The 23,506-nt window shown below is 62.8% G+C and carries 22 protein-coding genes and 8 pseudogenes; 13 read left to right on the top strand and 17 right to left on the bottom strand.

Annotation, left to right across the window (positions count from 1 at the left end):
* Positions 1 to 203 precede the first annotated feature (203 nt).
* Positions 204 to 376: pseudogene (locus IC50_RS38805) on the top strand (DUF1328 domain-containing protein).
* 40 nt (positions 377 to 416) lie between these two features.
* Here IC50_RS38805 and cax read toward each other — a convergent pair.
* On the bottom strand, positions 417 to 1,721 hold the full coding sequence (gene cax, locus IC50_RS04545; protein ID WP_244429530.1) for a calcium/proton exchanger: 1,305 nt from the start codon (positions 1,719 to 1,721) through the stop codon (positions 417 to 419).
* A 160-nt stretch (positions 1,722 to 1,881) separates the two neighbouring features.
* Between cax and IC50_RS04540 the strand changes: the two genes are divergently transcribed.
* Complete coding sequence (locus IC50_RS04540; RefSeq protein ID WP_035700935.1) at positions 1,882 to 2,592, top strand: PRC-barrel domain-containing protein; 711 nt, start codon at positions 1,882 to 1,884, stop codon at positions 2,590 to 2,592.
* 216 nt (positions 2,593 to 2,808) lie between these two features.
* Here the strand turns inward: IC50_RS04540 and IC50_RS42935 are convergent.
* The 3 pseudogenes from IC50_RS42935 to IC50_RS40055 all read right to left on the bottom strand — a co-directional run.
* Positions 2,809 to 3,056 (bottom strand): annotated as a pseudogene (locus tag IC50_RS42935) (DUF736 domain-containing protein); the annotation flags it as partial.
* Between the two features lie 120 nt (positions 3,057 to 3,176).
* Positions 3,177 to 4,237: pseudogene (locus IC50_RS04535) on the bottom strand (DUF7146 domain-containing protein).
* A pseudogene (locus IC50_RS40055) lies at positions 4,237 to 4,871 on the bottom strand (methylase); the annotation flags it as partial. The pseudogenes IC50_RS40055 and IC50_RS04535, both read right to left, overlap by 1 nt.
* On the opposite strand from IC50_RS40055, the gene IC50_RS40050 reads away from it, so the two are divergent.
* Positions 4,780 to 5,382 carry an IS3 family transposase gene (locus IC50_RS40050; RefSeq protein ID WP_157460830.1) on the top strand — a complete coding sequence of 201 codons (603 nt, stop codon included), beginning with the start codon at positions 4,780 to 4,782 and terminating at the stop codon, positions 5,380 to 5,382. The pseudogene IC50_RS40055 and the gene IC50_RS40050 sit on opposite strands and share 92 nt — an antisense overlap.
* A gap of 2 nt (positions 5,383 to 5,384) precedes the next feature.
* Positions 5,385 to 5,612: an integrase core domain-containing protein gene (locus IC50_RS41060; protein WP_035700930.1), complete on the top strand. Its 228-nt coding sequence runs from the start codon at positions 5,385 to 5,387 to the stop codon at positions 5,610 to 5,612.
* A 632-nt stretch (positions 5,613 to 6,244) separates the two neighbouring features.
* On the opposite strand, the pseudogene IC50_RS04515 reads toward IC50_RS41060, so the two are convergent.
* Positions 6,245 to 6,568 (bottom strand): annotated as a pseudogene (locus IC50_RS04515) (GGDEF domain-containing protein); the annotation flags it as partial.
* Positions 6,569 to 6,715: 147 nt separating this feature from the next.
* On the opposite strand from IC50_RS04515, the pseudogene IC50_RS38790 reads away from it, so the two are divergent.
* The 5 genes and pseudogenes from IC50_RS38790 to IC50_RS04490 all read left to right on the top strand — a co-directional run bounded on the left by IC50_RS38790 (position 6,716) and on the right by IC50_RS04490 (position 11,808).
* Positions 6,716 to 6,972 (top strand): annotated as a pseudogene (locus IC50_RS38790) (hypothetical protein).
* A gap of 72 nt (positions 6,973 to 7,044) precedes the next feature.
* A pseudogene (locus IC50_RS04505) lies at positions 7,045 to 7,461 on the top strand (chemotaxis protein CheB); the annotation flags it as partial.
* Between the two features lie 12 nt (positions 7,462 to 7,473).
* Positions 7,474 to 7,755, top strand: coding sequence for a hypothetical protein (locus tag IC50_RS04500; RefSeq protein WP_035700917.1), 282 nt, complete (start codon positions 7,474 to 7,476; stop codon positions 7,753 to 7,755).
* 133 nt (positions 7,756 to 7,888) lie between these two features.
* Positions 7,889 to 11,062 (top strand): CheR family methyltransferase, encoded by a 3,174-nt coding sequence (locus IC50_RS04495; protein ID WP_035700914.1) that lies wholly within the window; start codon positions 7,889 to 7,891, stop codon positions 11,060 to 11,062.
* Complete coding sequence (locus IC50_RS04490; protein WP_035700911.1) at positions 11,062 to 11,808, top strand: Crp/Fnr family transcriptional regulator; 747 nt, start codon at positions 11,062 to 11,064, stop codon at positions 11,806 to 11,808. Before IC50_RS04495 ends, IC50_RS04490 begins: the two co-directional genes overlap by 1 nt.
* 625 nt (positions 11,809 to 12,433) lie before the next feature.
* Here IC50_RS04490 and IC50_RS41055 read toward each other — a convergent pair.
* A pseudogene (locus tag IC50_RS41055) lies at positions 12,434 to 12,520 on the bottom strand (DUF3606 domain-containing protein); the annotation flags it as partial.
* Between the two features lie 197 nt (positions 12,521 to 12,717).
* Here IC50_RS41055 and IC50_RS04475 point away from each other — a divergent pair.
* Genes IC50_RS04475 through IC50_RS42930 form a run of 3 tightly spaced genes read left to right on the top strand, consistent with a single transcriptional unit; the run spans position 12,718 to position 13,880 of the window.
* Positions 12,718 to 12,918, top strand: a complete 201-nt coding sequence (locus tag IC50_RS04475; RefSeq protein WP_244429528.1) for a hypothetical protein — start codon at positions 12,718 to 12,720, stop codon at positions 12,916 to 12,918.
* The gene (locus IC50_RS04470; protein ID WP_244429527.1) at positions 12,919 to 13,710 is read left to right on the top strand and encodes a DNA polymerase/3'-5' exonuclease PolX; all 792 of its coding nucleotides are present in this window, start codon (positions 12,919 to 12,921) and stop codon (positions 13,708 to 13,710) included.
* Positions 13,704 to 13,880 (top strand): hypothetical protein, encoded by a 177-nt coding sequence (locus tag IC50_RS42930; protein WP_244429526.1) that lies wholly within the window; start codon positions 13,704 to 13,706, stop codon positions 13,878 to 13,880. The genes IC50_RS04470 and IC50_RS42930 overlap by 7 nt, the downstream gene beginning before the upstream one ends.
* Before the next feature lie 69 nt (positions 13,881 to 13,949).
* Here IC50_RS42930 and IC50_RS43870 read toward each other — a convergent pair whose 3' ends face one another.
* Entirely contained in the window at positions 13,950 to 14,330 is a 381-nt protein-coding gene (locus IC50_RS43870; RefSeq protein ID WP_035700901.1) for a hypothetical protein, read from the bottom strand.
* Between the two features lie 122 nt (positions 14,331 to 14,452).
* On the opposite strand from IC50_RS43870, the gene ligD reads away from it, so the two are divergent.
* The gene (gene ligD, locus IC50_RS04460) at positions 14,453 to 15,514 is read left to right on the top strand and encodes a non-homologous end-joining DNA ligase (RefSeq protein ID WP_244429525.1); all 1,062 of its coding nucleotides are present in this window, start codon (positions 14,453 to 14,455) and stop codon (positions 15,512 to 15,514) included.
* Positions 15,515 to 16,034: 520 nt separating this feature from the next.
* Here the strand turns inward: ligD and IC50_RS41050 are convergent.
* From IC50_RS41050 to IC50_RS04415, 10 genes are all read right to left on the bottom strand, one after another.
* A complete protein-coding gene (locus IC50_RS41050) occupies positions 16,035 to 16,199 on the bottom strand; it encodes a hypothetical protein (RefSeq protein ID WP_157460825.1) in 165 nt (54 codons plus the stop codon).
* Positions 16,196 to 16,840, bottom strand: coding sequence for an urease accessory protein UreG (gene ureG, locus IC50_RS04455; protein WP_035701004.1), 645 nt, complete (start codon positions 16,838 to 16,840; stop codon positions 16,196 to 16,198). Before ureG ends, IC50_RS41050 begins: the two co-directional genes overlap by 4 nt.
* A gap of 41 nt (positions 16,841 to 16,881) precedes the next feature.
* Positions 16,882 to 17,580, bottom strand: coding sequence for an urease accessory protein UreF (locus IC50_RS04450; protein WP_035700900.1), 699 nt, complete (start codon positions 17,578 to 17,580; stop codon positions 16,882 to 16,884).
* 18 nt (positions 17,581 to 17,598) lie between these two features.
* Positions 17,599 to 19,302, bottom strand: a complete 1,704-nt coding sequence (gene ureC / locus IC50_RS04445; RefSeq protein ID WP_035700897.1) for an urease subunit alpha — start codon at positions 19,300 to 19,302, stop codon at positions 17,599 to 17,601.
* A 12-nt stretch (positions 19,303 to 19,314) separates the two neighbouring features.
* On the bottom strand, positions 19,315 to 19,653 hold the full coding sequence (locus tag IC50_RS04440; RefSeq protein ID WP_035700896.1) for an urease subunit beta: 339 nt from the start codon (positions 19,651 to 19,653) through the stop codon (positions 19,315 to 19,317).
* A complete protein-coding gene (locus tag IC50_RS04435) occupies positions 19,650 to 20,228 on the bottom strand; it encodes a HupE/UreJ family protein (RefSeq protein WP_035700893.1) in 579 nt (192 codons plus the stop codon). The genes IC50_RS04440 and IC50_RS04435 overlap by 4 nt, the downstream gene beginning before the upstream one ends.
* Positions 20,229 to 20,234: 6 nt before the next feature.
* A complete protein-coding gene (locus IC50_RS04430) occupies positions 20,235 to 20,537 on the bottom strand; it encodes an urease subunit gamma (RefSeq protein WP_028148889.1) in 303 nt (100 codons plus the stop codon).
* Between the two features lie 26 nt (positions 20,538 to 20,563).
* The gene (locus IC50_RS04425) at positions 20,564 to 21,355 is read right to left on the bottom strand and encodes an urease accessory protein UreD (protein ID WP_035700888.1); all 792 of its coding nucleotides are present in this window, start codon (positions 21,353 to 21,355) and stop codon (positions 20,564 to 20,566) included.
* 229 nt (positions 21,356 to 21,584) lie between these two features.
* Positions 21,585 to 22,859 carry a hypothetical protein gene (locus tag IC50_RS04420; RefSeq protein WP_035700886.1) on the bottom strand — a complete coding sequence of 425 codons (1,275 nt, stop codon included), beginning with the start codon at positions 22,857 to 22,859 and terminating at the stop codon, positions 21,585 to 21,587.
* Between the two features lie 62 nt (positions 22,860 to 22,921).
* Positions 22,922 to 23,503, bottom strand: a complete 582-nt coding sequence (locus tag IC50_RS04415) for a cytochrome P460 family protein (RefSeq protein WP_035700883.1) — start codon at positions 23,501 to 23,503, stop codon at positions 22,922 to 22,924.
* Positions 23,504 to 23,506: the final 3 nt, after the last annotated feature.

Here is a 23,506-nt window from a genome sequence, read left to right as displayed (position 1 = left end):
CTATGAGGACGTCAGCAGCGCTGGGAGGGTAGGTTTCGGTCGCGGTGGTGCTCAGGCGTACGCAGCCGCACCAATCGTGCGCTTTGGAAGCGTCTTGATCGGAACGCTCGCAGTTTGCGACGATTGGCGCGGGGTGGTCCGAGAGCGCGGTCGACAGGGACCGGTTGACATACCTCATCCATGGTGAAGCGTGGGAGCGTGGCATGCTGAAATGGGCGTTGATTCTCTTCGTAATATCATCGTAGCCGGATTCTTCGGCTTCAGCGGAATCGCTGCTGGTGCATCCACGATTGCCAAATGGCTGTTTTTTGCAGCTATCGCGATCTTTGTGGTGTTCGTGCTTCTTGCCTTTCTGGCAGGAGAGTTAATTTTGTAGCCGCGCGGAACCTGGTGCCCGCTTCTCCGCCGTCGCACCTTCAGGAAAAGTAGTACGCCAGCGCCAGAACGACGTAGACGCCGATCAGCAGCAGGCCTTCGAACCAGGTGGTCTCGGCATCCCTCGTGATGGCGTTGACGATGAACGCAGTGCCGGCGATCGTGAACAGGTCGACGGGATTTTGGAAGACGAGGGTCATCGGCTTGCCGATCAGCCAGGAGAAAATGACCAGGAGCGGAGCGACGACCAACGCGACCTGGATCGCCGATCCGATGCAGAGCGTCATCACGAGACCCATCCGGTCGCGCCGGGCAAACCAGACGGCGGCAAATATGTCCGAACTGGTGCCGACAAGCGCCAGCACGACGACGCCGAGAAAGAGTGGTGTCACGCCCGTCGATTTGGCTGCCTCCGTCAGAGCGCCGGAGACGAATTCGCTCTGCAGGGCCGCAGCCCCAGTGCACGCCAAGAGCACGACTAGGCATATCGTCGCCGACCAGGCCGGTTCGGCCGAAGCGTCCTCGTTGGCCGCGAAGACGTTGCGGTGGGTGATCAGTGTGAAGACGAGGTTTCCCGCATAGAGAATCAGCAACACGACAGACACGGCGAGGCTGAGCAGTTCGTCGGAGGCACCGACGTCATGGATGTGACGAATGCTGCGGCCCGTGTAATCGAACACCGCGGGCAGCAGAAGAGCGATCACCGACAGAACGAGCATGCTCGACAACAGCCCGGCGCGGGCTTGGGTAAAGCGTTGCCGCTCGCGATTGAGCCCGCCGGCGACGATGGCCAGTCCGAGTCCCAGCAAGCAGGTCGCAGCAACGGACCCGGTGATCTGGGCATGGACGACGTCCACCTGGCCGCGCCAGAGAACGAACAAGGCCAGAATGAGTTCGGCCAGGCTTCCCAGGCTGACCGTCAGGAGACCGCCCAAGGCAGGACCGGTATGGGTGGAGAGCTGGTCCGTTGCAACGCGGATCCACTCGGCGAGCACGGCTATCGCAAGGACACCGGATCCGAAGACCCAGATCGGCGAAAGGTGAAATACGTACTCGCCCAGCGGCGTGAGCAGAACGAACGCCAACGGCGCAATGCGCGCGAGGGCACCGTATCGCGAAAAGATGTCCGTTGCTCTGGAGACGTTTGACTTTGGCAAATTGGCGACTGGCTCCTGACTGCCCCGCAAAAGGTAGTCACTGGGATTTGCAGCGGGGCACCCGACGGAACGTAGCCGACGGAGCGGCGGGGCGCGAGGCTCCTCGCATTTGGTTCCGGGCAGTTTGCGATGATCAACGAAGCAGGATGCGCAGCGTTCGCTGCGCGGAGGGTTGATCTTGGTACGCAACCGGACAAGGCGGAGGCAATGCGAGGCCGCATGAGTGATGACCTTTGCCGTTTTCCTTGGCACGGCACCGGACCATTCGTCGAGGCCACCTAGAACTCCGGGCCTCGGAAGGGATTAAGGGAGCAAAGGCCAGAGTGATCTCGAATGGTAGGAGCATGGAATGAGGGTCAAGAGGATCGCCCGTGCAATTTTCGTAGGTGCAATCTCGAGCTCCGTTCTGTGGGGTGCCGCGTGGGCTGAGACTGCCGCGAAGGTTGCGACGGAACAATCAGCACAATCCCAGCAATTCGCCGCGATGGTGTATGATGGCTACCGTGCCTCCCGCTTGCTCGGAAGCGCGGTGTTCTCCTTGAAGGGCGAATATTTGGGAGCCGTTCGGAACGTGGTCATGGCGGACGACGGACAAATCACGTCGTTGCTGGTCGAGGGATTCAGAACCAAGGACCAGCCGGAGTTCATCTCGCGCATTCCGTTCAAGCGGGTCCTGCGGCCCCTTCACGAAGGCGCCATCGTTGCCGACTTTTCCGACCTGAGGTCGCGAGAGTTCGGCCTCTTTCTCGATCCCGGTCAGGCCGAACCGGAGCCGCACGAGTTCACGATCTCGAAGATCATCGGAGACTATGCGCGGTTGCAGGCCGGACAAGGCTACGGGTATGTCTCCGATCTGGTTTTTGACGGCGGCGGCAAGCTCGCGGCCGTCGTGATATCCCGCGAAGCGTCTGCCGGCGGAGGGACGTACGCCTTCCCGTATCCGGGCCAAACGGGACGATGGAGCCCGAAGCTGAGCTATTACGGCCTGCCTTACGTCACGGCAGATCAAGCGAGCAAAGCCGGCTTGCGCTTGGATATGAAGGAGTTTCAGAACTCGTGAAGAGCCAATGCTGCCGCGATGGAAGCCGGCGACGTGCCTTCCCATGCACGCGGGTAGCGAACTGAGGTAGTCACGTTTGAGCGCAGAAAAAGTCCTCCCCTCCTCAACCTGCGTTTGAACGTGGCTGCACCGGAGGAGGTTCCTGGAGCGTCGGGTTCCTCGTTCGACCGCGAAGCGCCTCGCCCGGCAGACCGGACGGGGCTTGGTGGGGCGCTCTTACTCGCCGGTCTTGCGCGGCCGCGACCAGAGCAGGGTGTAGCCTTCACCGCCCTCGTCATCGAACAGGTTCGCGTGATCGGCGCGTTGAACGAGGGGTCGTCGAGCTTGAGCGAGAGGTAGTCGCGGCCTTCCTCGGAACGCTTCGACCAAGCTGCGCCAATCTCCGCGCGACCCACATAGATGCGGTGGCTGGGAGCGTTGTCGTTGGATCGGTTGGTCTCGGCGACGATGCGGAATAGCCGGGCATAGCCATTGCCGGCCCGGTCCGCTTGCCGTCCGATCGCCCTCTAGAAGGTCGAGGTCGCGTCCTCTTTCGGCGATGGCCTCGTTATGACCGACCGATCAACATCGATCCAAGCACTGGCCTATTCTGCGGCTAGCGTCGCCGAATGAAGAAAACGGACGACGTCCTCTGGTACGAGTTGAAGCCGCAGCGCTGCTCGGAGGGTCTCGAGACCGAAGATGTGCAGGTCTTCGTTGAAATCGCCCAGCCGGGGCGACACTGCAATCGCTTCAATGCCGGCATCTTCCGCGCGCTGGATGAGAGTAGCCTGCGCGGCATCTCCGGCGGCATCGTCATCGCGGGCGATATAGAGCCGACGCAGGCCAGATGGCAGCAACATGGTTGCGAGGTGATTGGCCGAAAGCGCCGCGGCCATAGGCATAGTCGGCAGAACGCAACGCAATGAAAGCATGGTCTCGATGCCCTCGCCGGCCGCGAGCACGTCGTCCACCGCACCGAAGCGAACGGCGTTGCCGAGCAGGTCGCCCATGGCCCGTCGTGGCGTGTCGATCGGAGCTTTGCCGAGACGAATGCGATCAAAGCGGACAGGATCGAGCCAGGTTCGGTGCAGGCCGGTGATTCGTCCCTCGAGGTCCGTGACGCAGGCGATCATTGCAGGCCAAGTTTCGGTCGGCGAATGCTCATCCGGTCGGTAGTAACAACGTGGGTGGAAGGCAAGCTGCCGCCATGGTGGATGCGGGCTATTCCGCGGCGCTGTAAATAAGTCTCGACCACCGTCCCCTCGATCTGGCTGGATATTGCAAAGAGCCGACGGGCGGCCTCCTGCGATCCAGCGGGCGCCACCGAGCGAACGGGTTTCGAGGCTAGTTGCGGCTCAGGACGAGGCAGCTTCAGAAACCGCCTCGCCTCCTCGGCGGCCTCGCCGAAGTCGCGCAAGCCCCGGCATTCGCGGATGATGTCGAGGAGGTCGCCGTGCTCGCCGGTCGCAGCATCAGTCCACTTCCCGGCGGGCCCCTTCAGCGAGCCCTGAAGCCGCACGAACATCGGGCGGCCCGGCGTGTTGTGGACGTCGCCAACCACCCAGTACCGCCCCGCCCGCTTGCCATTGGAGAGATAGTATCGGCACACGGCCTCGGCCTCGCGCGCGACGCGGCGTGCCAGTTCGCAAGGCGCGGGAGCCATCACGCGGCCTCCCGCTCACTGACGCGCGCGACCGGATAGGTGTCGAGCACCTTGTCAGGATCGCCACGCCGCTTGCGTCCGTGGGCACGAACGTCCGCAGCTTCCAGGATATGATCTCTCCAAAGAGGCCGTAAGCGCGGAGGCGATCGCGCATCGTGTCGTTGAATCCCGACAGCTCGATGCGATATGCGCCCATCACCCGGACCCGGCGAAGCTGGAGCCCCTCCGCAAGATCGAGGACGGTGCGTCCTTCCATCACCGCGGCAAAGGCAGCGTCAGGCCTCAGAGTAGGCGCGTCCGCCGAGAGGACGTTTGCGACCCACGCGGCAGAAACCTTGCGGCCGATGATGCGTTCGCCCGCATCGGTCTGGAGCCGATAGACGCGGGTCGATTCATTCGGCAGGCGTTTCCAGATGGGTAACAGCAAGCCGGCCACGACGTGGATCTTGCTTTCCGTGAACTCGGGGACCTCGGCAAGCTCCGCCAACCAGGCTGCGGCGAAGCGTTCACGGTCCGCATCGACCCAATGGCTCTCCGCCATCATGGTCAGGAGGACCCTGTGCTGTTCCATAGGCCGGATCAGGCAGACGCGGCGCTCGATCTCGCCGTCGTCGAGCATGACGCTCGCCGTTGGGATCGAGCTGCGCGACCTCATCCAGCGCATCTGCCTCAAACACATCTTCTATGGCTATCGGCGCGTGACGGCAGCCGTCAGGCGCCAGGGCATGGTCGTGAATGCCAAGAAGGTTCAGAGGCTTATGCGCGAGGATAACCTGCTCGCGCAGCGCAAGACCCCGCTCCTGAAGCCGCCCTCGGAACGGCCATCGGGCTTTCTCGTCGTTCCCAATCTCGTGCGCGGCCTGGTTCCGTCTGCGCCCGACCAGATTTGGGTGGCGGACATCACCTACGTCCATCTTGCCAGGACCTTTGCCTATCTCGCCGTCATCCTCGACGCGTTCTCGCGCAAGGCTGTGGGCTGGGCCTTCGACGACACGCTCGACGCCTCGCTTGCCATCAGCGCTTTGGAGAAAGCCATCGCCGCGAGGCGGCCGGCGCGTGGCAGCCTGATCCACCATTGGATCGCGGCGTGCAATACGCCTCGATCGCCTATCGCCAACGGCTTGCCGATCGGGACATCACGCTGAGCATGAGCAGACCTGGCAATCCCTTCGATAACGCGAAGGCCGAGAGCTTCATGAAGACGCTCAAGGCCGAGGAGATCAACGGGAAGACCTTCATCGATCTCGACGACGCCCGCCGCCGCATCAACAGCTTCATCTCGGATGTCTACAACAAGGAGCGCTTACACTCGGCGCTTGGGTATCAATCGCCCCTTGAGTTCGAAACCGCGTTCGCGCAAAACAATCCACGGTAACGTGTCGTGGCAACCGCCCTGTCACTGCAATTATCGTGTCTCACTTCAGGGGTGCAGTCCAGTGCTCTCAATTGTTGGTCTTTGTCGCGCGAGCCTTCGCAGCCGCTGTGCTCGAATCCGATTGCGTGACTGTCATCGCAACTCCAGGCGTCTCCGGCGCTGTCACGCTTGCGGCGGTCCGCGCGGTTTGCTCGAAAAGCGAATGGTTCAGGGCCGGCGCAGATCCGGCGGGGTTGCCGAATAAAGTTTGAGCTGCATCAACTTCGTCTCTCCATCCTATGCCATCGTGACTCAACCAGGCTTGGGGCGCGTCCGATGAAGCTGCAAAAGTTTACACTTCCTGATCTGGAAGCGAGGCTGGAAGTTCTGGCTGACGGCGAGCAGTGCCGGATCACGACTCAAGACTACGAGCGGCTATTCGGAACCAATGACGCAGCGTTGGGACGTGTGCGAAACTTTGCGAAGCTCCATGCGTGCCGGGTGAGCTTCAGTGCGAACCATACCCTGTTTCGAAAGGCTCTTAACGACCGTACGAGTTGATTTTGTCGCGCAAGCGGAGGCAGAACCGTTACAGAAGAGTTTGCAGGTTCTCACAATTTACAAGCACTTGCTCTGCCAGCTGGCGCTCCGATCGCGGTGGTGGCATGGTCGAACGGGATCAGGTGCCGGATCGGCTTCGAGACGGTCGCGAACTCCGGCAGCAGCATGTTGCCGGCGACGGCGCGCAAGGAGAGGTCGTAGATCTCGATGTTGCGGCCGATGTCGGCCTCGATCGTGGTGGCGAGGTTTTCCAGGGTCTGGCGCGCCAAGGCCTGCTCGCCCCGGCGCATGTCGAGCATCACGTTGACGCAAATGGCGGAAAAGCCGATCACCGTCACGACCGACGAGACGATCAGCAGTTTTGCCGAAATCCGCCACGGCCGCCTGGCCGTGCCGTCGCGCCTTCCGAACAGCATCGTTCACTCCCGAACATTTACGGATGCGCCCGAAATCTTGCGTAGTGTTTAAATCGCCACGCCTCCGCCGCGATCGGCTAAGAAATGGTTTCCAGGCGTATCGCTTTCAGGCAGAAGCGATATGGACGAACGGCTTTGAGGACTGACGTGAACGACTACGCCCCCTTGCGCGATCATCTGATGCGGCAGAAGCAGGCCGAATTCGTCCCGACCTTCGACGAGATCGAGGAGATCATCGGCGCGGCCCTGCCGCGCGCGGCGCACCGTGCCTCATGGCGGGACTCAACTCGCAGCCCCGACATCCAGATGCCGCACGCGAGGCGGTTCTCGCCGCGGGATCCAAGGTGGTGCGGATGCCGGATGGGACGAGCGTGCGGTTTAAGAAGATGAGGAAGCAAAGGTAGCGGCTGGCGCCAACCAGGCGCCTGAGCCGCGATTAGCAATGAGAGAGCGACCCGGATTCCCACAGCGATGCGCTCCCGATTGCTCCCGACATCCGCCTCGAGGTTGAGATTGCCGCCGGCGAGCGGATCGGTTCGCCGAACCTGACGGGGATCGCCGATCCGGCCGCGCTCACCTGTCCTGCCTGCGGAGGGGTGCTCTCGGCCTTGAAGGACACCCATCCCACGCGGTTTCGCTGCCAGGTCGGCCATGCCTATACCGCGGATGCGCTGGCCAGGGAGCAGGAGGGACAGGTCGATGAGGCCATGCGGGTGGCGCTCCGCATCATCGAGGAACGGGCCGAGCTCGTGCGCCGCATGGCGGCAGACGGAAGGCGCGCCGGCCGGCCGGCGGTGGCCGAGATGTACGAGCTGCGTGCGACGGAATATCGCGAATATGCCGATATGATTCGGCGCGCCGTGCTACAATCGCTCGACCCTGCGATACGCTAGGGAAGGTGCCTCATGGCCGTGTCTCCCGCCGAGCGTGCCGAGCAGCTCCATGCCGAGCAGCGGCTGCTCGTGAAGGCCGATACGGATATCGAGCAGGGCTGGCAGCGTGTCCGCAATCAGCAGGATCTGGTTCGGGAGCTCGAGGCCAGCGGCCACGATGCGCGGCAGGCGCAGCGCCTGGTCGAGCTCATGAAGCAGACGCTGGTCGAATGGGAACGGCATCGTAAGCTGATCATCCAGCGGATCAATTTCCTCGAGCGGGAGGTTTCTTCAGGGCCGCCGAAGGCTTCTTGAGTTTTGGAATTGTTGCGATGGGCGTCCGCCAGCGGATGGCGGTTCCCGGCTTTTCGCTGTTGGGGTAGCCTCAATCTCTGCTATTTGCAGGAATCGGGCTGCTTGATCCCGGGTAATGAGAGTTGCGGCAAGCATGGACGAAGTCGAGAAGACGTCGGGCGCGGAAGAACGCCAGGCAAGGGTGCCACTGGTCATCGGCGTGGGTGCCTCGGCCGGTGCGGTCGACAGCATCGAGCGCTTCTTTGCCAAATTGATGCTGGGGGAGGACCAGGCCGTCGTCCTCGTGCTGCAAAATCGCGAGGCGCTCGCCGACGATCGGTTGCATGCGCTCATTCAGCGCGCCGACGGCACCCGGCTCTCCGAGATCAGCGATGGAATGGCAGTCGAAGGCGGGACGATCTATCTCAGTCCGGTCGCGATGATCACCACCGTCCATGGCGGCCGTCTGGCGGTGCGCAAGGCGGAGCAGGGGCCGGGCGAGCGGGCGACCATCGATAGCTTCCTCGTCTCGCTCGCCGAGGAACGCGCCGAGCAATCGATCGGCGTGCTCCTGAGCGGCACCGGTGGCGACGGCACGCTCGGCGCGGCCACGCTGAAGGATCATGGCGGCCTCGCCATTGCGGAGAGCGTCACCAATCATGAGGCCGAGCATCTCATCGACAGCAGCCGGCCGGCAGCCATTGCCGATTACGTGCTGCCACCCGAAGACATTCCCGAGCACATCCAGGTCTATGCGCGCCATTTGCGGCGGCTGAAGGAGAAGCAGGGCTTTGACGAGGTGCTGGCCGCCGCGGCGACGTCGCTGTCACGCATCGCGGACATCCTGCGCAACAAGACCGGCAATGATTTCCACGGCTACAAGCAGAACACGTTTCTGCGTCGCGTCCAGCGTCGCATGCAGGTGGTGCAGATCGAGGACATCGCCGCTTACGTCGACTTCCTTCGCAACGACAAGGACGAGGCCCAGCACCTCTTCAACGATCTTCTGATCGGCGTCACCGAATTCTTCCGCGACAAGCGTGAATTCGAGGTGCTGGAGACGCAGATCATTCCGAAAATCTTCGAAAGCAAGAGCAACGGGCAGCAGGTTCGCGTCTGGGTGCTCGGCTGCGCCACTGGCGAGGAGGCCTACTCGATCGGCATCCTCCTGCGCGAACACGTAGCGAAGCTCGATTCCGCGCCGCAGGTCCAGATCTTTGCCACCGACATCGACGGACGGGCGCTGGCGACCGCGCGCGTCGGCCGCTATCGCACCAATATCGAGCAGGACATGTCGGCTGAACGCCTGGCGCGCTGGTTTGTGCGCGAGGGGGATACTTATTGCGTGGTGAAGGAATTGCGGGAGATGTGCATCTTCTCCCAGCACAACGTCATCAAGGACGCTCCGTTCTCCAAGCTCGACCTCGTCTCCTGCCGCAACCTGCTGATCTATCTCAACGCGGAGCTTCAGAACCGCGTGATTCCGCTGTTTCACTTCGCGCTGTTGCCGGATCGCTTCCTGTTCCTCGGCAATTCCGAGAACGTGACGCGGCATCCTAAATTGTTTGCGCCGGTCGATCGCCGCGCCCGGATCTTCAAGAAACTCGAGACCGGCACGCGGCTGCCGCCGGAGTTTCCGATCTCGACCGCGGCGGGCCGCGCGCCGGTCGAGCTGCCGCCGGTCCGCTCCTTCGGTCCCGACGTCGGACTGGAGCGCCGGGCCCAGCGGATCGCCGAGCGCTATGCGCCGGCCTATGTCATCACCGACGACAATTTCCAGATCCTGCATTTTTCCGGGCGCACCGGACGCTATATCGAGCCAACGGCAGGGGCGGCCTCGCTCGATCTGCTTCAGCTCGTGCACCGCGACCTCAGGCTGGAGCTGCGGACCGCGCTCAGCCGTGCGGCAGAAACCAACGAGCCCGCCCGTGCCGAGCACGTCCAACTCGGCGTCAACGGCCATCGCGTCGTGGTCGACATGACCGTGGAGCCGATCCAGGAGACTGGGGGCGCCCATCGCAATTTCGTCGTGCTGTTCAAGGACGGGCCGGCGCGCGCCGCCAATGCGCCCGACGGCAATCCCGGCGCCGGCGCCCTGGTGCGGACCGAGCATGTCGAGCGGCTCGAAAGCGAATTGCGGGCGACCCGCGAGCGCCTCCAGGCAACGATCGAGGAGCTCGAAAGCACCAATGAGGAGCTGAAATCCTCCAACGAGGAGTACCAGTCGCTGAACGAGGAGCTGCAATCGGCCAATGAAGAACTCGAAACCTCGCGCGAGGAATTGCAGTCGGTCAACGAGGAGCTGACGACGGTCAATGGCGAGCTGGCGCATCGTGTCCAGGAGCTGACGCGGGCGACAAGCGACCTCAAGAACTTCCTCGAGAGCACGCAGATCGCGACCGTGTTCCTCGATAACGATCTCAAGGTGATGAACTTCACGCCCGCGATCACGCAGATCCTGCATCTGGTCGAAACCGACGTCGGCCGTCCGATCGCGCATATCAAGGCGCGCATTGCAATCGAGGAGCTCTATGACGACGTGCGCCGCGTGCTGCGCACGCTGGCCAGCGCCGAGCGTGAACTCACCGCGCCGGACAGCGGCACGCGCTACATCGTCCGCATCCTGCCCTACCGCAGCATCGACAATTTCATCGCCGGCGTCGTCATCACCTTCATCGACGTTACCGCGATCACGCGCGCGGAGGAGCGGCAGCGGCTCCTGCTCGCCGAGCTTCAGCATCGCGTGCGCAACACGCTCGGCGTGGTGCGCTCGATCGCGCGCCGCTCGGCCGAGTCGAGTTCGACGGTTGCTGAATATGCCGCCCATCTCGATGGCCGGCTCAACGCGTTCGCCCGGACGCAGGCACTGGTGACACGGGATCCCGAGGGCGGCGTCGATCTCGAATATCTCGTCGTCGAGGAGCTCTTGGCCTACAATGCCCGCGAGGGCGAGCAGATGCGCGTGTCGGGACCTGCGGTACGCTTCCAGCCCAAGGCCGCCGAGACCTTTGCGCTCGCGATCCATGAGCTCGCGACCAATGCGCTCAAATATGGTGCGCTGGGCCAGCCGGCGGGCCGACTCGAGATTTCCTGGCGTATCGACGAAGCCGCCGCACCGCCGCAATTGCTGTTCGAGTGGCGCGAGCGGGGTGGCCCGCAAGTCACGCCGCCGCCGCGTAAGGGATTTGGCACGGAGCTCCTGGAGCGGACCCTCGCGTTCGAGCTGAAGGGGCAGACGACGATCTCGTTCAATGCGCCCGGGATCCACTGCCTGATTGCAATTCCGTTGAGCAAGCGCACCTTTCACACGCCTTCGATGGACGGCTGATGCGTGTTCAGCATACCGAGGGAAGTCTTGCGCAGGCGGTCATCCGCCGCTTCAACGCCCTGCGGCCCTTGTCCGAGGACGCTGTCGCAGCGCTGGAGCAAGCCATTCTGGAAGGCTTGCTGCGTGCCGGGCCGGGCGAGGATATCGCTTCCGAAGGAGATGAGGTCGACGGCGTCCGGCTCGTGCTCTCGGGCTGGCTGTTCCGGCACAAGACGCTGGAGGATGGCCGGCGGCAGATCGTCAATTTCATTCTGCCTGGCGAAGCCTGCGATGCCTATGTTTATCTGCTCTCGACCATGGATCATTCGATTACGACGGCGACGCCTGTGGTCTATGCCGAGATCAAGAAAGCGCGTTTCGAGAAGCTGCTGGCGAGCGAGCGCACGCTGGCCGAAGCATTCATGTGCGAGACGCTGGTGAACTCAGCGATCCAGCGCGAATGGGCGATCAATCTAGGGCGGCGGGTGGCGTTGGAGCGGGTGGCTCACCTGTTCTGCGAGATCTATGAGCGGCTGCGACCGGTCGGTCTCGTCGACGGCAATTCCTGCGCCTTTCCGGTGACCCAGATGGACCTGGCTGACGCAACCGGCCTCTCCGTGGTGCATCTCAACCGCACCATCCAGGAGCTCCGGGCCTCCGGTCTGATCACCCTGCGGGAACGGACGCTAACCGTCAACGACCTCGATGCGCTCAAGAGCGCAGCGTTCTATTCGCCGAGCTATCTGCAGCTCTACCGGCGGGGTTGAGCACCCGCGCAGTTGCGATGCACCATGCGGTAGTCATGCAGATTCCATGATCTCTTTAACTTGCTGAAATGCCGGAACCGGCTCAGCGCTCGAAGCTGGGAATAGAAATCCGCCTCCCGGCGGATCCCAATTCAAGCGCAGATCGAAAATGAGCGCGAAACGCATACGAAGGAAACACACCCAATCGCTCCAGGAGCGGCTGCTGTCATCGGCTGAAGCCGCGCGCGAACGCGCACGCCGCTTGCCGCCCGGCAAGGCCCGCGAAACGCTGTTGCAGCGCGCAAGGCACAACGAGCTGACCTCGAGTCTGGCGGATTGGCTCGGCGCACCGGTTGTCCAAAGGAGGGGGTGATGACGATCCAGTGCCTGAAGCTCTCGGGTTTCACAGCTGTTTTGCTCGGCGCTCCCGATAAATTATTCGCGTGTTCCGTCGGCGCACTGGAAGCCATTCGCGTCGCTTGTTCTGGAGGCGGCCCATGAGGCCACCCTGTTGGCTGCTGTCCTGAACAAACAGCGGGGCATATCAAATGTGGTTTTGCTCACACATCTTGTGTGGGGGTGCCTTTGGAACGAGGAGGAGTGGATTGACACTGCCATACGGCGAGCTTTGACGACAATGTCGCGTTTTCTCGACGCGCTTGCGGGAGTTGCCGACCTTCTTGACCGCCTTCTTCACGGCCGATGCCGAGTGGCCCGTCTTCTTCGCTGCTGCCACTGGCTCCTCCTCTTGCGAATGATGCCTGTGCAACGCCGCTAGGATTCGCGGGGTTCCCAGTCTGTAGCCCGCGATCTCGACCGAACTATAGGCGAAAGCCGGCGTTTACCTGGACCATGTCAGACGCATTCGACTATTTCCGAGCCTACGCTGTCCGAGCTCTTTGCAAGGCGAGATCGATGCCGCGGGGGAGGATGAAGCATCTGCAGCTGGTCGCGGGGCGGATCTACAATCTCCTCAAGAAAGAGGCCGCGTACGGCGCCAATATCCAGCACCTCGAGGACTTTCGCGCAGCTCAGAAGCTCGAGAGCTCTCTCGATGGGCGGCCAAGTGACCGTTCGGGCGGCCGCCTTGCTGCGGCGCCGCCGCAACGCAGGGAGCGGGAGGCACGCTGAATGCCTTCGCTCGACGCTCGCGGTGTGGCAAGTCTCCTGCGCGAGTACGCGCAGCGCACGGCCTTGCGGGGCGGTAATCCCTACCGAGCGAAAGCGTATTCCCGGGCCGCCGACAGCCTAGCGGCCCTTGCCGTTCCTCTTGATGTTCTCGTCGAGGAGGATCGACTCACGGGAATCCCCGATATCGGCGATGCGATCGCCGATATCGTCACGAAGCTCCACAAGACGGGCAGTCATCCCAGCCTCGAAAAGCTGCGGCAGGAGATTCCCGCCGGGGTGCTCGAGATGCTCGCTGTCACGCGCCAGCGCGGTTTCGAGTATTTCGGCGTCGCGGACCATTCCAAGTCTGCGCATTATGCCGGAGGTCTGTCGGTCGAGGAGATCGCGCAGCAGCACCTGGAAGCCGACCGGCTGAACAAGCGCTTCGGCAAGGATTTGCGGATCCTCAAAGGTATTGAATCCGACATTCTGGCCGATGGCTCTCTGGACTATCCGGATGACGTGCTGGAGCGCTTCGACTTCGTGGTCGCGAGCATTCATGGCCGGTTCAAACTCGACCGCAAGGCCCAGACGCAGCGCCTGCTGCGGGCTATCTCCAATCCTTACACCACCATCGTCGGCCACATGACAGGACGACAGCTCCAGCGCCGGCCAGGCTACGAAATCGACATCGAGAAGGTGCTTCGGGCATGCGCGAAGCATGACATCGTCGTGGAGATCAACGCCCACCCATGGCGGCTCGACCTGGACTGGCGTTGGCATCAGGCGGCCTGGAGTTCGGCTGCATGCTGAGCATCAATCCGGACGCGCACTCGATCTCCGAACTCGACCACATGCACTGGGGCGTCCAGATGGCCCGAAAGGGCGGGGTCCCTGCCGATCGGGTCCTGAACGCGATGAAGCTTCCCGAGATCAAGCGCTACTTCCGCCAGAAGCGGCGCTCGCTCGCCCGCGCCGCCTGATGCCGCAGACGCACGATCTCTCGCTCGAGGCAAAGGTGGCGGCGGTCGCCGCCGACCCTGGGCACTACTTCAGCAAACCAACTCGGGACCGCATAATCCTGGTGGAAGGCTACGGTAGAAGGCGACGCTCACGCCGGCCCGTTCGTCCGGCACCGCTATTTGGCACGCCGCCGTCCCCGCCTGCCCAATCTCCGGCAAGTCCACCTGATCCCGTCCGAACTCTTCCCGTCCCTCCTCGAAGCTGGCTTCGAGGTTGGCGCCGGCGAGCTCGGCGAGAACGTCACTACCGGCGGATTGGACCTCGAACGGATGCCGCTCGGGACCCTGATCGAGCTCGGGCCGACGGCCATGGTCGAGCTGACCGGGCTCCGGACGCCCTGGATCCTCATCGATCGCTTCCGGGCCGGACTGAAACGGCAGGTGCTGTCGTCGGAGGAAACGGGCCCCCATTCAAATCAGGGGTGCTGGGCGTGGTCCGAGCCGGGGGACCGGTCGTGGCCGGCGACAGCGCGCGGGTTCGCCTTCCATCCTCCTCGTTTCGGCCTTTGCCGGCCCTGTAGAGAGCCCCTGCCATGGCCCGAAAATCGACCCTGCCTCGTCGCCTGCAGCCCATGCTGGCCACGCTGACCGACTCACCATTCGACGACCCCGACTGGGTCTTCGAGGACAAGTTCGATGGTTTCCGCATGGTTGCGGAGATCCGGCGTGGTCGGGTCGCGCTCTACAGCCGTAATGGGAAGATCATCAACAGCTCCTACGTCGAGGTCGCGAAAGCGCTGGAGGGCGTGACGGCCGACGCCGTGATCGATGGCGAGCTCGTCGCGGTCGGCAAGGACGGCGCATCCCATTTTCAGTTGCTTCAGAACGCCCTGCGCCATGAGGCCAAGCTCTTGTACTGCGCGTTCGACCTCATGTTCGCGGATGGCGAGGACCTGCGAGCACTGCCGCTCCTGAAGCGCAAGAAGCGGCTCAAGGCCATCCTGCCGCGCCACAAGCTGATCGCGTTCAGCAACCACCGCAAAGGCAAGGGAACGAAGTTCTTCGCGGAAGCCGAGCGAAGGCATCTCGAAGGCATCATGGCCAAGCGCGCCGACAGCCCGTACGCATCCGGACGCCGAACCGCTGACTGGCTTAAGGTGAAGACCGCGCAACGTCAGGAGGTCGTGATCGCCGGCTTCACGGCGCCGAGGCGAACCCGGCCGTTCTTCGGCGCCCTCGTGCTGGCGGTACGGGAGAACGATGCGTGGCGGTACATCGGCCACGTCGGCACCGGGTTCAGCCACCAGGTTCTGGAAGAGCTTCACGGCAAGCTCGTGAAGCTCAAGACGGCCAAGTCGCCCTTTCCCGCCAAGGTGAAGGATGAGCAGGTCACGACCTGGGTGCGTCCTTCCTTGGTCGCAGAGGTGAAGTTCGCGGAGTGGACCAGCAAGGGAGAGCTGCGACAGCCAGTCTATCTCGGCCTGCGGTCCGACAAAAAGGCCAAGGATGTCGTTCGCGAAAGGAGTTGGTCGCGAGCCCCCCCGAATTTTGAACGTCCTTTCACAACCTCTTCTAACCAAGCGCCGCTCAATGCAATTTTATCGAACGGTCCACGCTGTTGGCAGAAGGGCCTAGATCGGCAGGGTTGGAGTTGAAGTCTGGATCTCCCGCTGTTGCGGAGTCGAACTTGTCGGGTCGACCCGCACTCGTGGAAAGCCGGATGAGCACGGCGGCCGTTACAGTCCGTCGTCAACTTCTTGCCGAGCAATACGGCGGCAATCACTTTACCGGCATTGGGTGGGGAGTCGATGGAGGCCGTAATTGCAGGGTGAGAGAGCTTGTCGCCCCGCCCCCAGAGTGCCCTCCGCCAATGACTGTACTTGAACTATTCAAAAGCGCTTTTCGCTAAACTGATTATCAGTTGGTTCGCTGGCCGTCACCGCGAGCAGGTCTCCACAAGTATAGGACTGAGCCTGCGGGACTGCCGATCGGAAAACGAACCACATTGCAAGATGTGTCATAGTTTCCGCAGCCAGGGAGAGAGATGTGGCCGATGAACAGAATTGGGTGATGCTCCAAGATTTGGAGCCGACCGAGCAAGAAAAGATATTTGAGGAGGCCCATAGGACGGCAACCGAGCGGATCAGGCAGTACGAGGAGCGCATTGTCACTGTCCTAAAGGGTCATCTGGCTACCGAGCAAGCGCTTAACTATTTGCTTACGGTAGCCAAGAGACGAAAGCGAGGTCGCAAATTCGCAGGCTGCGTCTGCGCAGGCGCCGAGGTCAACTTCTTCGAAGACCCCCGCCGAGCCAGGAAGTTCTGCCAGCGTGACCGTCATCGATGGGCACCTCCAGACAGCGTCGCGGCGGACAACCCGCCCTTCTGCAGAATGAAGCCCGCGATCTCATCGACGCCCCGACCACTCTTCAGATTGGAGAAGACGAACGGTCGCGCGCCGCGCATCCGTCGCGCGTCCGCTTCCATGATCTCCAGATTTGCGCCCACCAGAGGAGCCAGATCGACCTTGTTGATCACCAGCAGGTCGGATCGCATGATCCCCGGTCCTCCCTTGCGCGGGATCTTCTCGCCAGCCGCGACGTCGATCACGTAGACGGTCAGGTCCGCAAGCTCCGGGCTGAAGGTGGCGGCGAGATTGTCACCGCCCGACTCGACGAAGCAAAGCTCCGCGTCCGGAAACTTCAGGTTCATGTCGTGGATCGCCGCCAGGTTCATCGAGGCGTCCTCCCGTATGGCCGTATGCGGACAGCCACCCGTCTCCACTCCCATGATGCGCTCTGCCGCCAGCGCTTGCGCGCGGGTCAGAATGAGCTGATCCTCCTTGGTATAGATGTCGTTGGTGATCACGTAGATCTCGTAGAAGTCGCGCAGATGCTTGCACAGCGCCTCGACCAGCGCCGTCTTTCCAGACCCGACCGGACCGCCGATTCCGACGCGCAGCGGCCCGTTGGTTGCCGAAATGCCGGGTGTGCGGAGCGACCTGCTCTCGCGTTCAATCGTGTTCATGATCGAAACAACCTCGTATACTGGAGTTCGTGCGCGATGGAGGCGAGCTCGACCATCATGCCCGCCGAACCGAGATCGTCGATCGTCTCACGGCTTGCCATTTCACTGCGCGACAGGATCGCCTGCTCGAGCGCTGCGATAGCGAGCTGACCGTCGGTCTGACCGAGAGGCACCAATCGAACGCCCGCGCTCACCAGATTGGCGACGTAGCTGTGCAGGAATGCGGGCAGTGCAATGTCGACCGCTATCCGCTCGCGGGCCGCTCGCGCTCCGAGCAGGACGGCCAGCACAGGCGGGCATTTCGGGTCGGAGAAAATGTCCAGAATTCGATCCGGCCAGACACTGCGAAGGGTCGCAAGGCACGCAGAGGATTGTTGCGCGGATTCGAGCACGAATTCCGACGTTCCGCGGGAGGCGGCTGCGAGTTCAGCCAGCTGCGGAAGCTGACCTTCGGCATCCTCGGCAACGCATCGATAGGCTTCGCTGAAGAAGATCGCATCGTTTCGGCCGGAGCCATAGCAAAGGTCGGCCTTGAGCCAATCGATCAGACTGCGCCGATCGGAGACATAGCCGGCCTCCACAGCCCATTCCAGCCCGTGCGAGTAGCTGTAGGCCCCGTTGGGAAACGACGGCGAAAGCCAGCTCTGCAGCCTGAGGAACGCCAGCGTCGTATGTCGATAGCTCTGGTCTGTCATCGGACCACCATGCCGGCGTCAGTACATGAAATAGCGCTGCGCCATCGGGACCACACTCACCGGCGGACAAGTGAGGAGTCGTCCGTCGGCCCGCACCTCGTAGGTTTCGGGATCGACCTCCATGTGGGGCAGCGCGTCGTTGAGGATCATGGAATGCTTGCCGATCGATCGCGTATTCGAGACTGGCAGGAGCTGCTTTGCCAGGCCGAGCTGTCTCGTCCTTTCGAGCGCGGCCTGACTGACGAAGGTCACAGAATTTCTGCCGGGAGCACGGCCGAAGGCGCCAAACATCGGCCGGTAGTATTCCGGTTGAGGCGTCGGTATCGATGCATTGGGATCGCCCATGATGGCGGCAACGATCATGCCGGATTTCAAGACCATGTCGGGCTTGATCCCGAAGAACGCCGGATCCCAGATGGCGATGTCCGCGAGCTTCCCGACCTCAACCGAACCAACGTAGCGTGACATTCCCTGCACGATGGCCGGATTGATGGTGTATTTCGCGACGTAGCGCCGCGCCCTGAAGTTGTCGTTATGCCCGGTCTCCTCTGGCAACCGCCCGAACTGCTTCTTCATCTTGTCGGCTGTCTGCCACGTCCGCGTGATCACCTCGCCGACGCGCCCCATCGCCTGGCTGTCCGACGACACGATCGAGAACGCGCCGAGATCGTGCAGAATATCCTCTGCGGCGATCGTCTCCTTTCGGATGCGGCTCTCGGCGAACGCGACATCCTCCGGGATACGGCGATCCAGGTGATGGGTCACCATCAGCATGTCGAGGGCTTCGTCGAGCGTATTCGCAGTGTAGGGACGCGTGGGGTTTGTCGAGGCTGGTATGACGTTCCTCTCGCCACAGATCTTGATGATGTCTGGCGCATGCCCGCCGCCGGCTCCCTCCGTATGAGCCGCATGGATCGTCCTGCCCTTGAATGCCGCTATCGTGCTCTCGACGAAGCCGCCCTCGTTCAGGGAATCGGTGTGGATCATGACCTGCACGTCCATGTCGTCGGCGACAGAGAGACAGCAGTCGATCGATGCGGGCGTTGCTCCCCAGTCTTCGTGCAGCTTCAGGCCGCACGCGCCGGCTTCGATCTGGTCGACCAGGCCGGCAGGGACGCTCGTGTTGCCCTTGCCGAAAACGCCGAAATTCATCGGGAACGCATCCAGCGCCTCGAGCATCCGATGGATGTGCCATGGCCCCGGGGTGCAGGTCGTCGCCGTCGTTCCAGCGGCGGGTCCGGTGCCGCCACCCATCATGGTTGTGACGCCCGAGAAAAGCGCCTCCTCGATCTGCTGGGGGCAGATGAAATGGATGTGTGTATCCATTCCGCCGGCGGTGATGATCTTGCCCTCGCCCGCGATGATTTCCGTTCCCGGCCCGATGATGATCGAAACACCCGGCTGTATGTCGGGGTTGCCCGCCTTGCCGATGGCGGCGATGAGCCCATCCTTGATCGCGATGTCGGCCTTGACGATTCCCCAGTGATCGAGGATCAGCGCGTTGGTGATGACCGTGTCGACTGCTCCCTGTGCCCGCGTGAGCTGCGATTGTCCCATACCGTCGCGGATGACCTTGCCGCCTCCGAACTTGACTTCCTCGCCATAGATCGTGAGGTCCCTCTCGGGCTCAATGAACAGGTCGGTGTCCGCCAGCCGCACCCTGTCGCCGACCGTGGCGCCAAACATCTGCGCATAGGCTCTGCGGCTCATCGTGTGGGACATGCCTTCCTCGCCTTATTCGTTGGAGCCGGAGGTATCGGTCGCCGATTCCAGAGGTCCCATCACGCTGCCGCTGAAGCCGTAGACGCGCCGCGCTCCGGCGAACGGAATCAACGAGACCTCGCGCGACTGACCCGGCTCAAACCGCACCGCCGTCCCCGCCGGGATATCGAGCCGGCATCCACGAGCGGCGGATCGATCGAACGTGAGCGCGGCGTTCACTTCGGCGAAGTGATAATGGCTGCCCACCTGAACGGGCCGGTCGCCGCTGTTGGATACGACAATCGATAGACCCGTCCTGTCCCCGTTCAGGACGATGTCGCCGTCATTCGAAATGACCTCCCCGGGAATCATGCCACGCCTCCGAGCAGCAGCAGCCCGACAAGGCCGGCACAGACGCCCGCCGCGCGAAGCAGGCCTTTCATGGCCGCGCTTCTTCCGCAATGGCCAGCGACCATGCCGACGAGAAGCAGAGCACCGGTCGCCGTTGTGAAGCCGATGACGTAGGGAACGAGCACCGCGGCCGTTTCAGTTCCATGCGCATGACCATGGAAGAATGCAAACAGGCCGACGGCTGCGGCGCCCAGCATGACGGGCATCCTGAATTCGAACGCAACGAACGCTCCCAATGCCACCACCGAGAGGCTGATCGCAGCCTCCACGAAGCCCATCTGAAGTCCCGCGCTTGCCGCAAGGAAGCCGCCCAGCATCGCGATCAGAAAGGTCAGCGGCCACAGGGCTCTTGCAGGTCCGCCCATGAGCGCGCTCCACGTTCCCACCAACGTGATCGCAACAAGATGATCGGCGCCGCTGAACGGATGGACGAGGCCGGCGTCGAACGAACTGCCTGTGCCGAGGGCGGGATGAGCGAGGGCCGGCGAGGCAAGCACGCTCAACACGGCGACATAAGACGGGACGATACGCATCATCGGCTCCTATCGGATCGGGTTGTGCACCGGGACAAGCTTGGTCCCGTCCGGAAACGTCGCCTCCACCTGGATCTCGCGAATCATTTCCGGGATGCCCTCCATGACCTGGTCGCGGCGCAGAAGCCGGCCGCCTTCGGACATCAGGTCCGCGACCGACCGTCCGTCGCGAGCGCCTTCCATGATGGCATCCGAGATCAATGCGATGCTTTCGGGGTAATTCAGCTTGACGCCTCGCGCGAGTCGGCCACGCGCAACGATTGCGGCAAGGGCGATCATCAGCTTGTCTCGTTCCCGTGGCGTCAGATTCAAGGTGCTTCTCCGACCTGGCAGCGCTGCTAGCAGGACCACATCTTCGGCACTCCGAAGGGCCCGCATCCGAGTTCATGGTTGAGTTGATCGAGGAAGCGGCGCAGACCTCGTCTGAGATCCGCACCGGCAGTCGCGGCTACCCGGATCACGATGATCGCGCCCACGAGCGTGACGCCGCAGGTGCATTCCAGAGAAGCACCGATCTCGCGCAATCTCTCGAGCCGGGTCTCGGCACGTGGACCGAAGTAGATCATCGTCGCGATCGCTTTCCAGTTTGAAAGCAGAGCCGTGTTCCGAAGCTGCGGGAACACCTGGTCAGACACCAGGAGGCCATCCGCCCAGACCAGACGGCCGTCGACCCTGATGCGCCAGCCGTCCAGGATATGTCCGCCAAGAACCTCCTCGCCGCTCTCGATGCGGCCAAGAACCAGCCACTCGAGGGCGATCAGTTCAGTGCCCGAGCTCACGTCGATCTCGGTCTGCCGCGCGATGCGCGCCTGATTGAAGACGAGCGTCTCCTGTGGGAGCCAGGCAAGCCGAGCGTTCCCCTCGGCCTTTAACCTGGTCAGGATTCGGGCGGGGCGATCCAGCGCCCGATAGACCTTCTCCGCGGCCTGCGTGGTTACAGCGACCGAGGCATTGCCTTGAACGACCACCTCGATCCTGATCTCGTCGCCGCCTGCGACACCGCCCGAAGTGTTGATCAGAACGGCTTCCTTGCGCCGACGATCGTCGATGTTCGGGAATGCAACGGCGATCGGAAACTTCTGATAGATGTCGCGGATCTCCGTGCCGCTTGCGGCGCCGGAGAACACCACGCGAGCCGCCCCTGCGGCGCGCTGCAGGTCGAATTTCTCCGTAGCACTCTGCCCTTCTCCGGGACGGCCGGGAGAGGCTGCGGATCTGCCGCGAGAGCGCTCATGAATCGCCTCAAACATCCGTCTCGGAGCTCGCGATTGACGTTGCATTTCCCGCCTGAGGGCGAGCGAGGCCGGGCGTGGAGCGGCAGAGCCGGCCACGCCCGGACCACGTGTCGAGGAAGAGCGATCAGAACCCCGCAAGCCCCTGAGGGCTGTTGTACGGGATCTTGACACTGCCGATCTCCTTCAACGAGCCGTCAGGCTGGGTGCTGTAGCTGACCAGCTTCGACGCGTTGCCGTAGATCTGATAGAGATAGGCGCCGTCCGGCGTGATCCAGCTATCGCTGGGCCCGCTGGTCACGGTCCCGTTCAACCCCCTCGCGGTGCCGTCGCCGGGGACCTTCGGACACGCCGGATCGCAGGCGACCTCGAGGCCGCCACCATTGATGCGGTAGCTGCTGATGTTGCTGTAGCCGAAATTCGTCGCGTAGATCGTGCGGTCATCGGGCGCGACGGCCAGCCAGCACAGCTCTGACGGCAGCCCCGGGCTCGTGTCGATCTTGACGAGCGGGCCGATATTGATCGAACCGTTCTTCTCGATGGTGCAGATGGAGCACCCGTCGCCGACGGCATAGCCGATCACGAACGTGTTCGGACGCTGGTGCAGGAACGCGATATAGAACGGAGAACCGCCCTTCGCATCGTAGAACCTGGCCGTCCCGAGCGAGCCATCCTTTTGCAGGGCGAACACGGCGAGGCCATCCGGATCCGGCGCATTCGAAGCGATCGAGTGCAGCGCGCCGCCGGCCCGCTGGACCCAGAGGATGGGCGAGCCGTCGGGATACAAGCCGGTGAGCGCGATCGGCTCATCGAATGTGGTGCCGACGAGCACCAGCTCCTCGTTGGGCGAGACCACGACCATGGTGGAGACGCGATTGCGCTTGCTGTAGGTGTTCACCGTATACCGCTCGGGCCGCGCCTTGAGCATGCCCTCGGCATCGACCGACATCAGCCGAAGATGATCCGGCCCGAACGAGTGCAGCACGAAGAGCGTGCGCGTGGTCGGAGCGAAAGCCAGCGATTTGGCCGTGCCGCTTCTTCCGTCGACGGGGTTGCCGGTCGACTTCACGTCGAGCAGCGTCGGCCGCCCATCGCTACCCAGGCGGAAGCTCGAAACGGAATTGTCTCCACCATTGGTCGCGAACATGAAGCGCCGATCGGATGTAATGATCACGCTTCCCGCGCCCTCGAAGGAGTTGGGCGCGCTGTCCTGGCCGCTGATCGGCTTGAATTCACCGGAGCCGGCGCCGCCCGTCTTGATGCGCGCGACCTCGACCAGCTTGCCGTCGGCCTGCCGGGTGTAGTGAATGATGGCATTGTCGATTTCGTTGGTCTGGATGTAGAGATGGCCAGCCTGTCCCTTCGACATCCCCATCTCACTCGCCGTCGCTTCTTTAGCCATCTCTCGCTCCTTTGATGATTGGCTTGGTTGAATCGAATGACTTTCCGTGACCCGCGCCGGTGCTAGTGCTTCAATGGCGGATAGCCATCGACGTAGACCCAGTCGGACGCCCGTGCGGGTACGTGGCAAGCCAGACATTCGGCCTTGTAGTCCGTCGTCGTCGTTTTCGAGCGGTCGCTCGCGTCGAACCAAGACCATCCCCAGCCATCGCCCCACAGCGCGCTGTCCGGATGACTGTTCGCGGTGTCCTTCACCATGACGAACCACCCTTTCAAAGCGTCGGCGCGGCTGACGGTACCGGTCGTCATTTCAGAGGTCGACGCCTTGAATACCTCCTTGATCAGCACCGCGCCGTCCGGAAAGCGCTTGTCTCTCCGATAGGCGTCGATCACTCCCGGCGAGGCATACACGACGTGAAACTCCTTCGAGGCGCGCCCGTCCTCTGCCGCAATCGCCCAGCTTCCGAGGAGCTGATAGGTCGTGCGATAGTCATCGGGTACGTGCAGATGCCCGTCGCGATCGGCAACGCTCGCACCGGTCGAGACGCCATCCGCTGCGTTCGCCCGCAGCTGCGACTGCCTGATCGCGGACGCGATCCCGAGGATCAAGACGAAAGCGACACAGGCGGCTTTGAGGATTCTCATGCC

This window comes from Bradyrhizobium genomosp. I (2014), assembly GCF_000261685.1.
In the GTDB taxonomy this organism is placed as follows: Bacteria; Pseudomonadota; Alphaproteobacteria; order Rhizobiales; family Xanthobacteraceae; genus Bradyrhizobium.
Note: the sequence above shows the minus strand (reverse complement) of the source record. Positions and strands in the feature narration are given on the sequence as shown.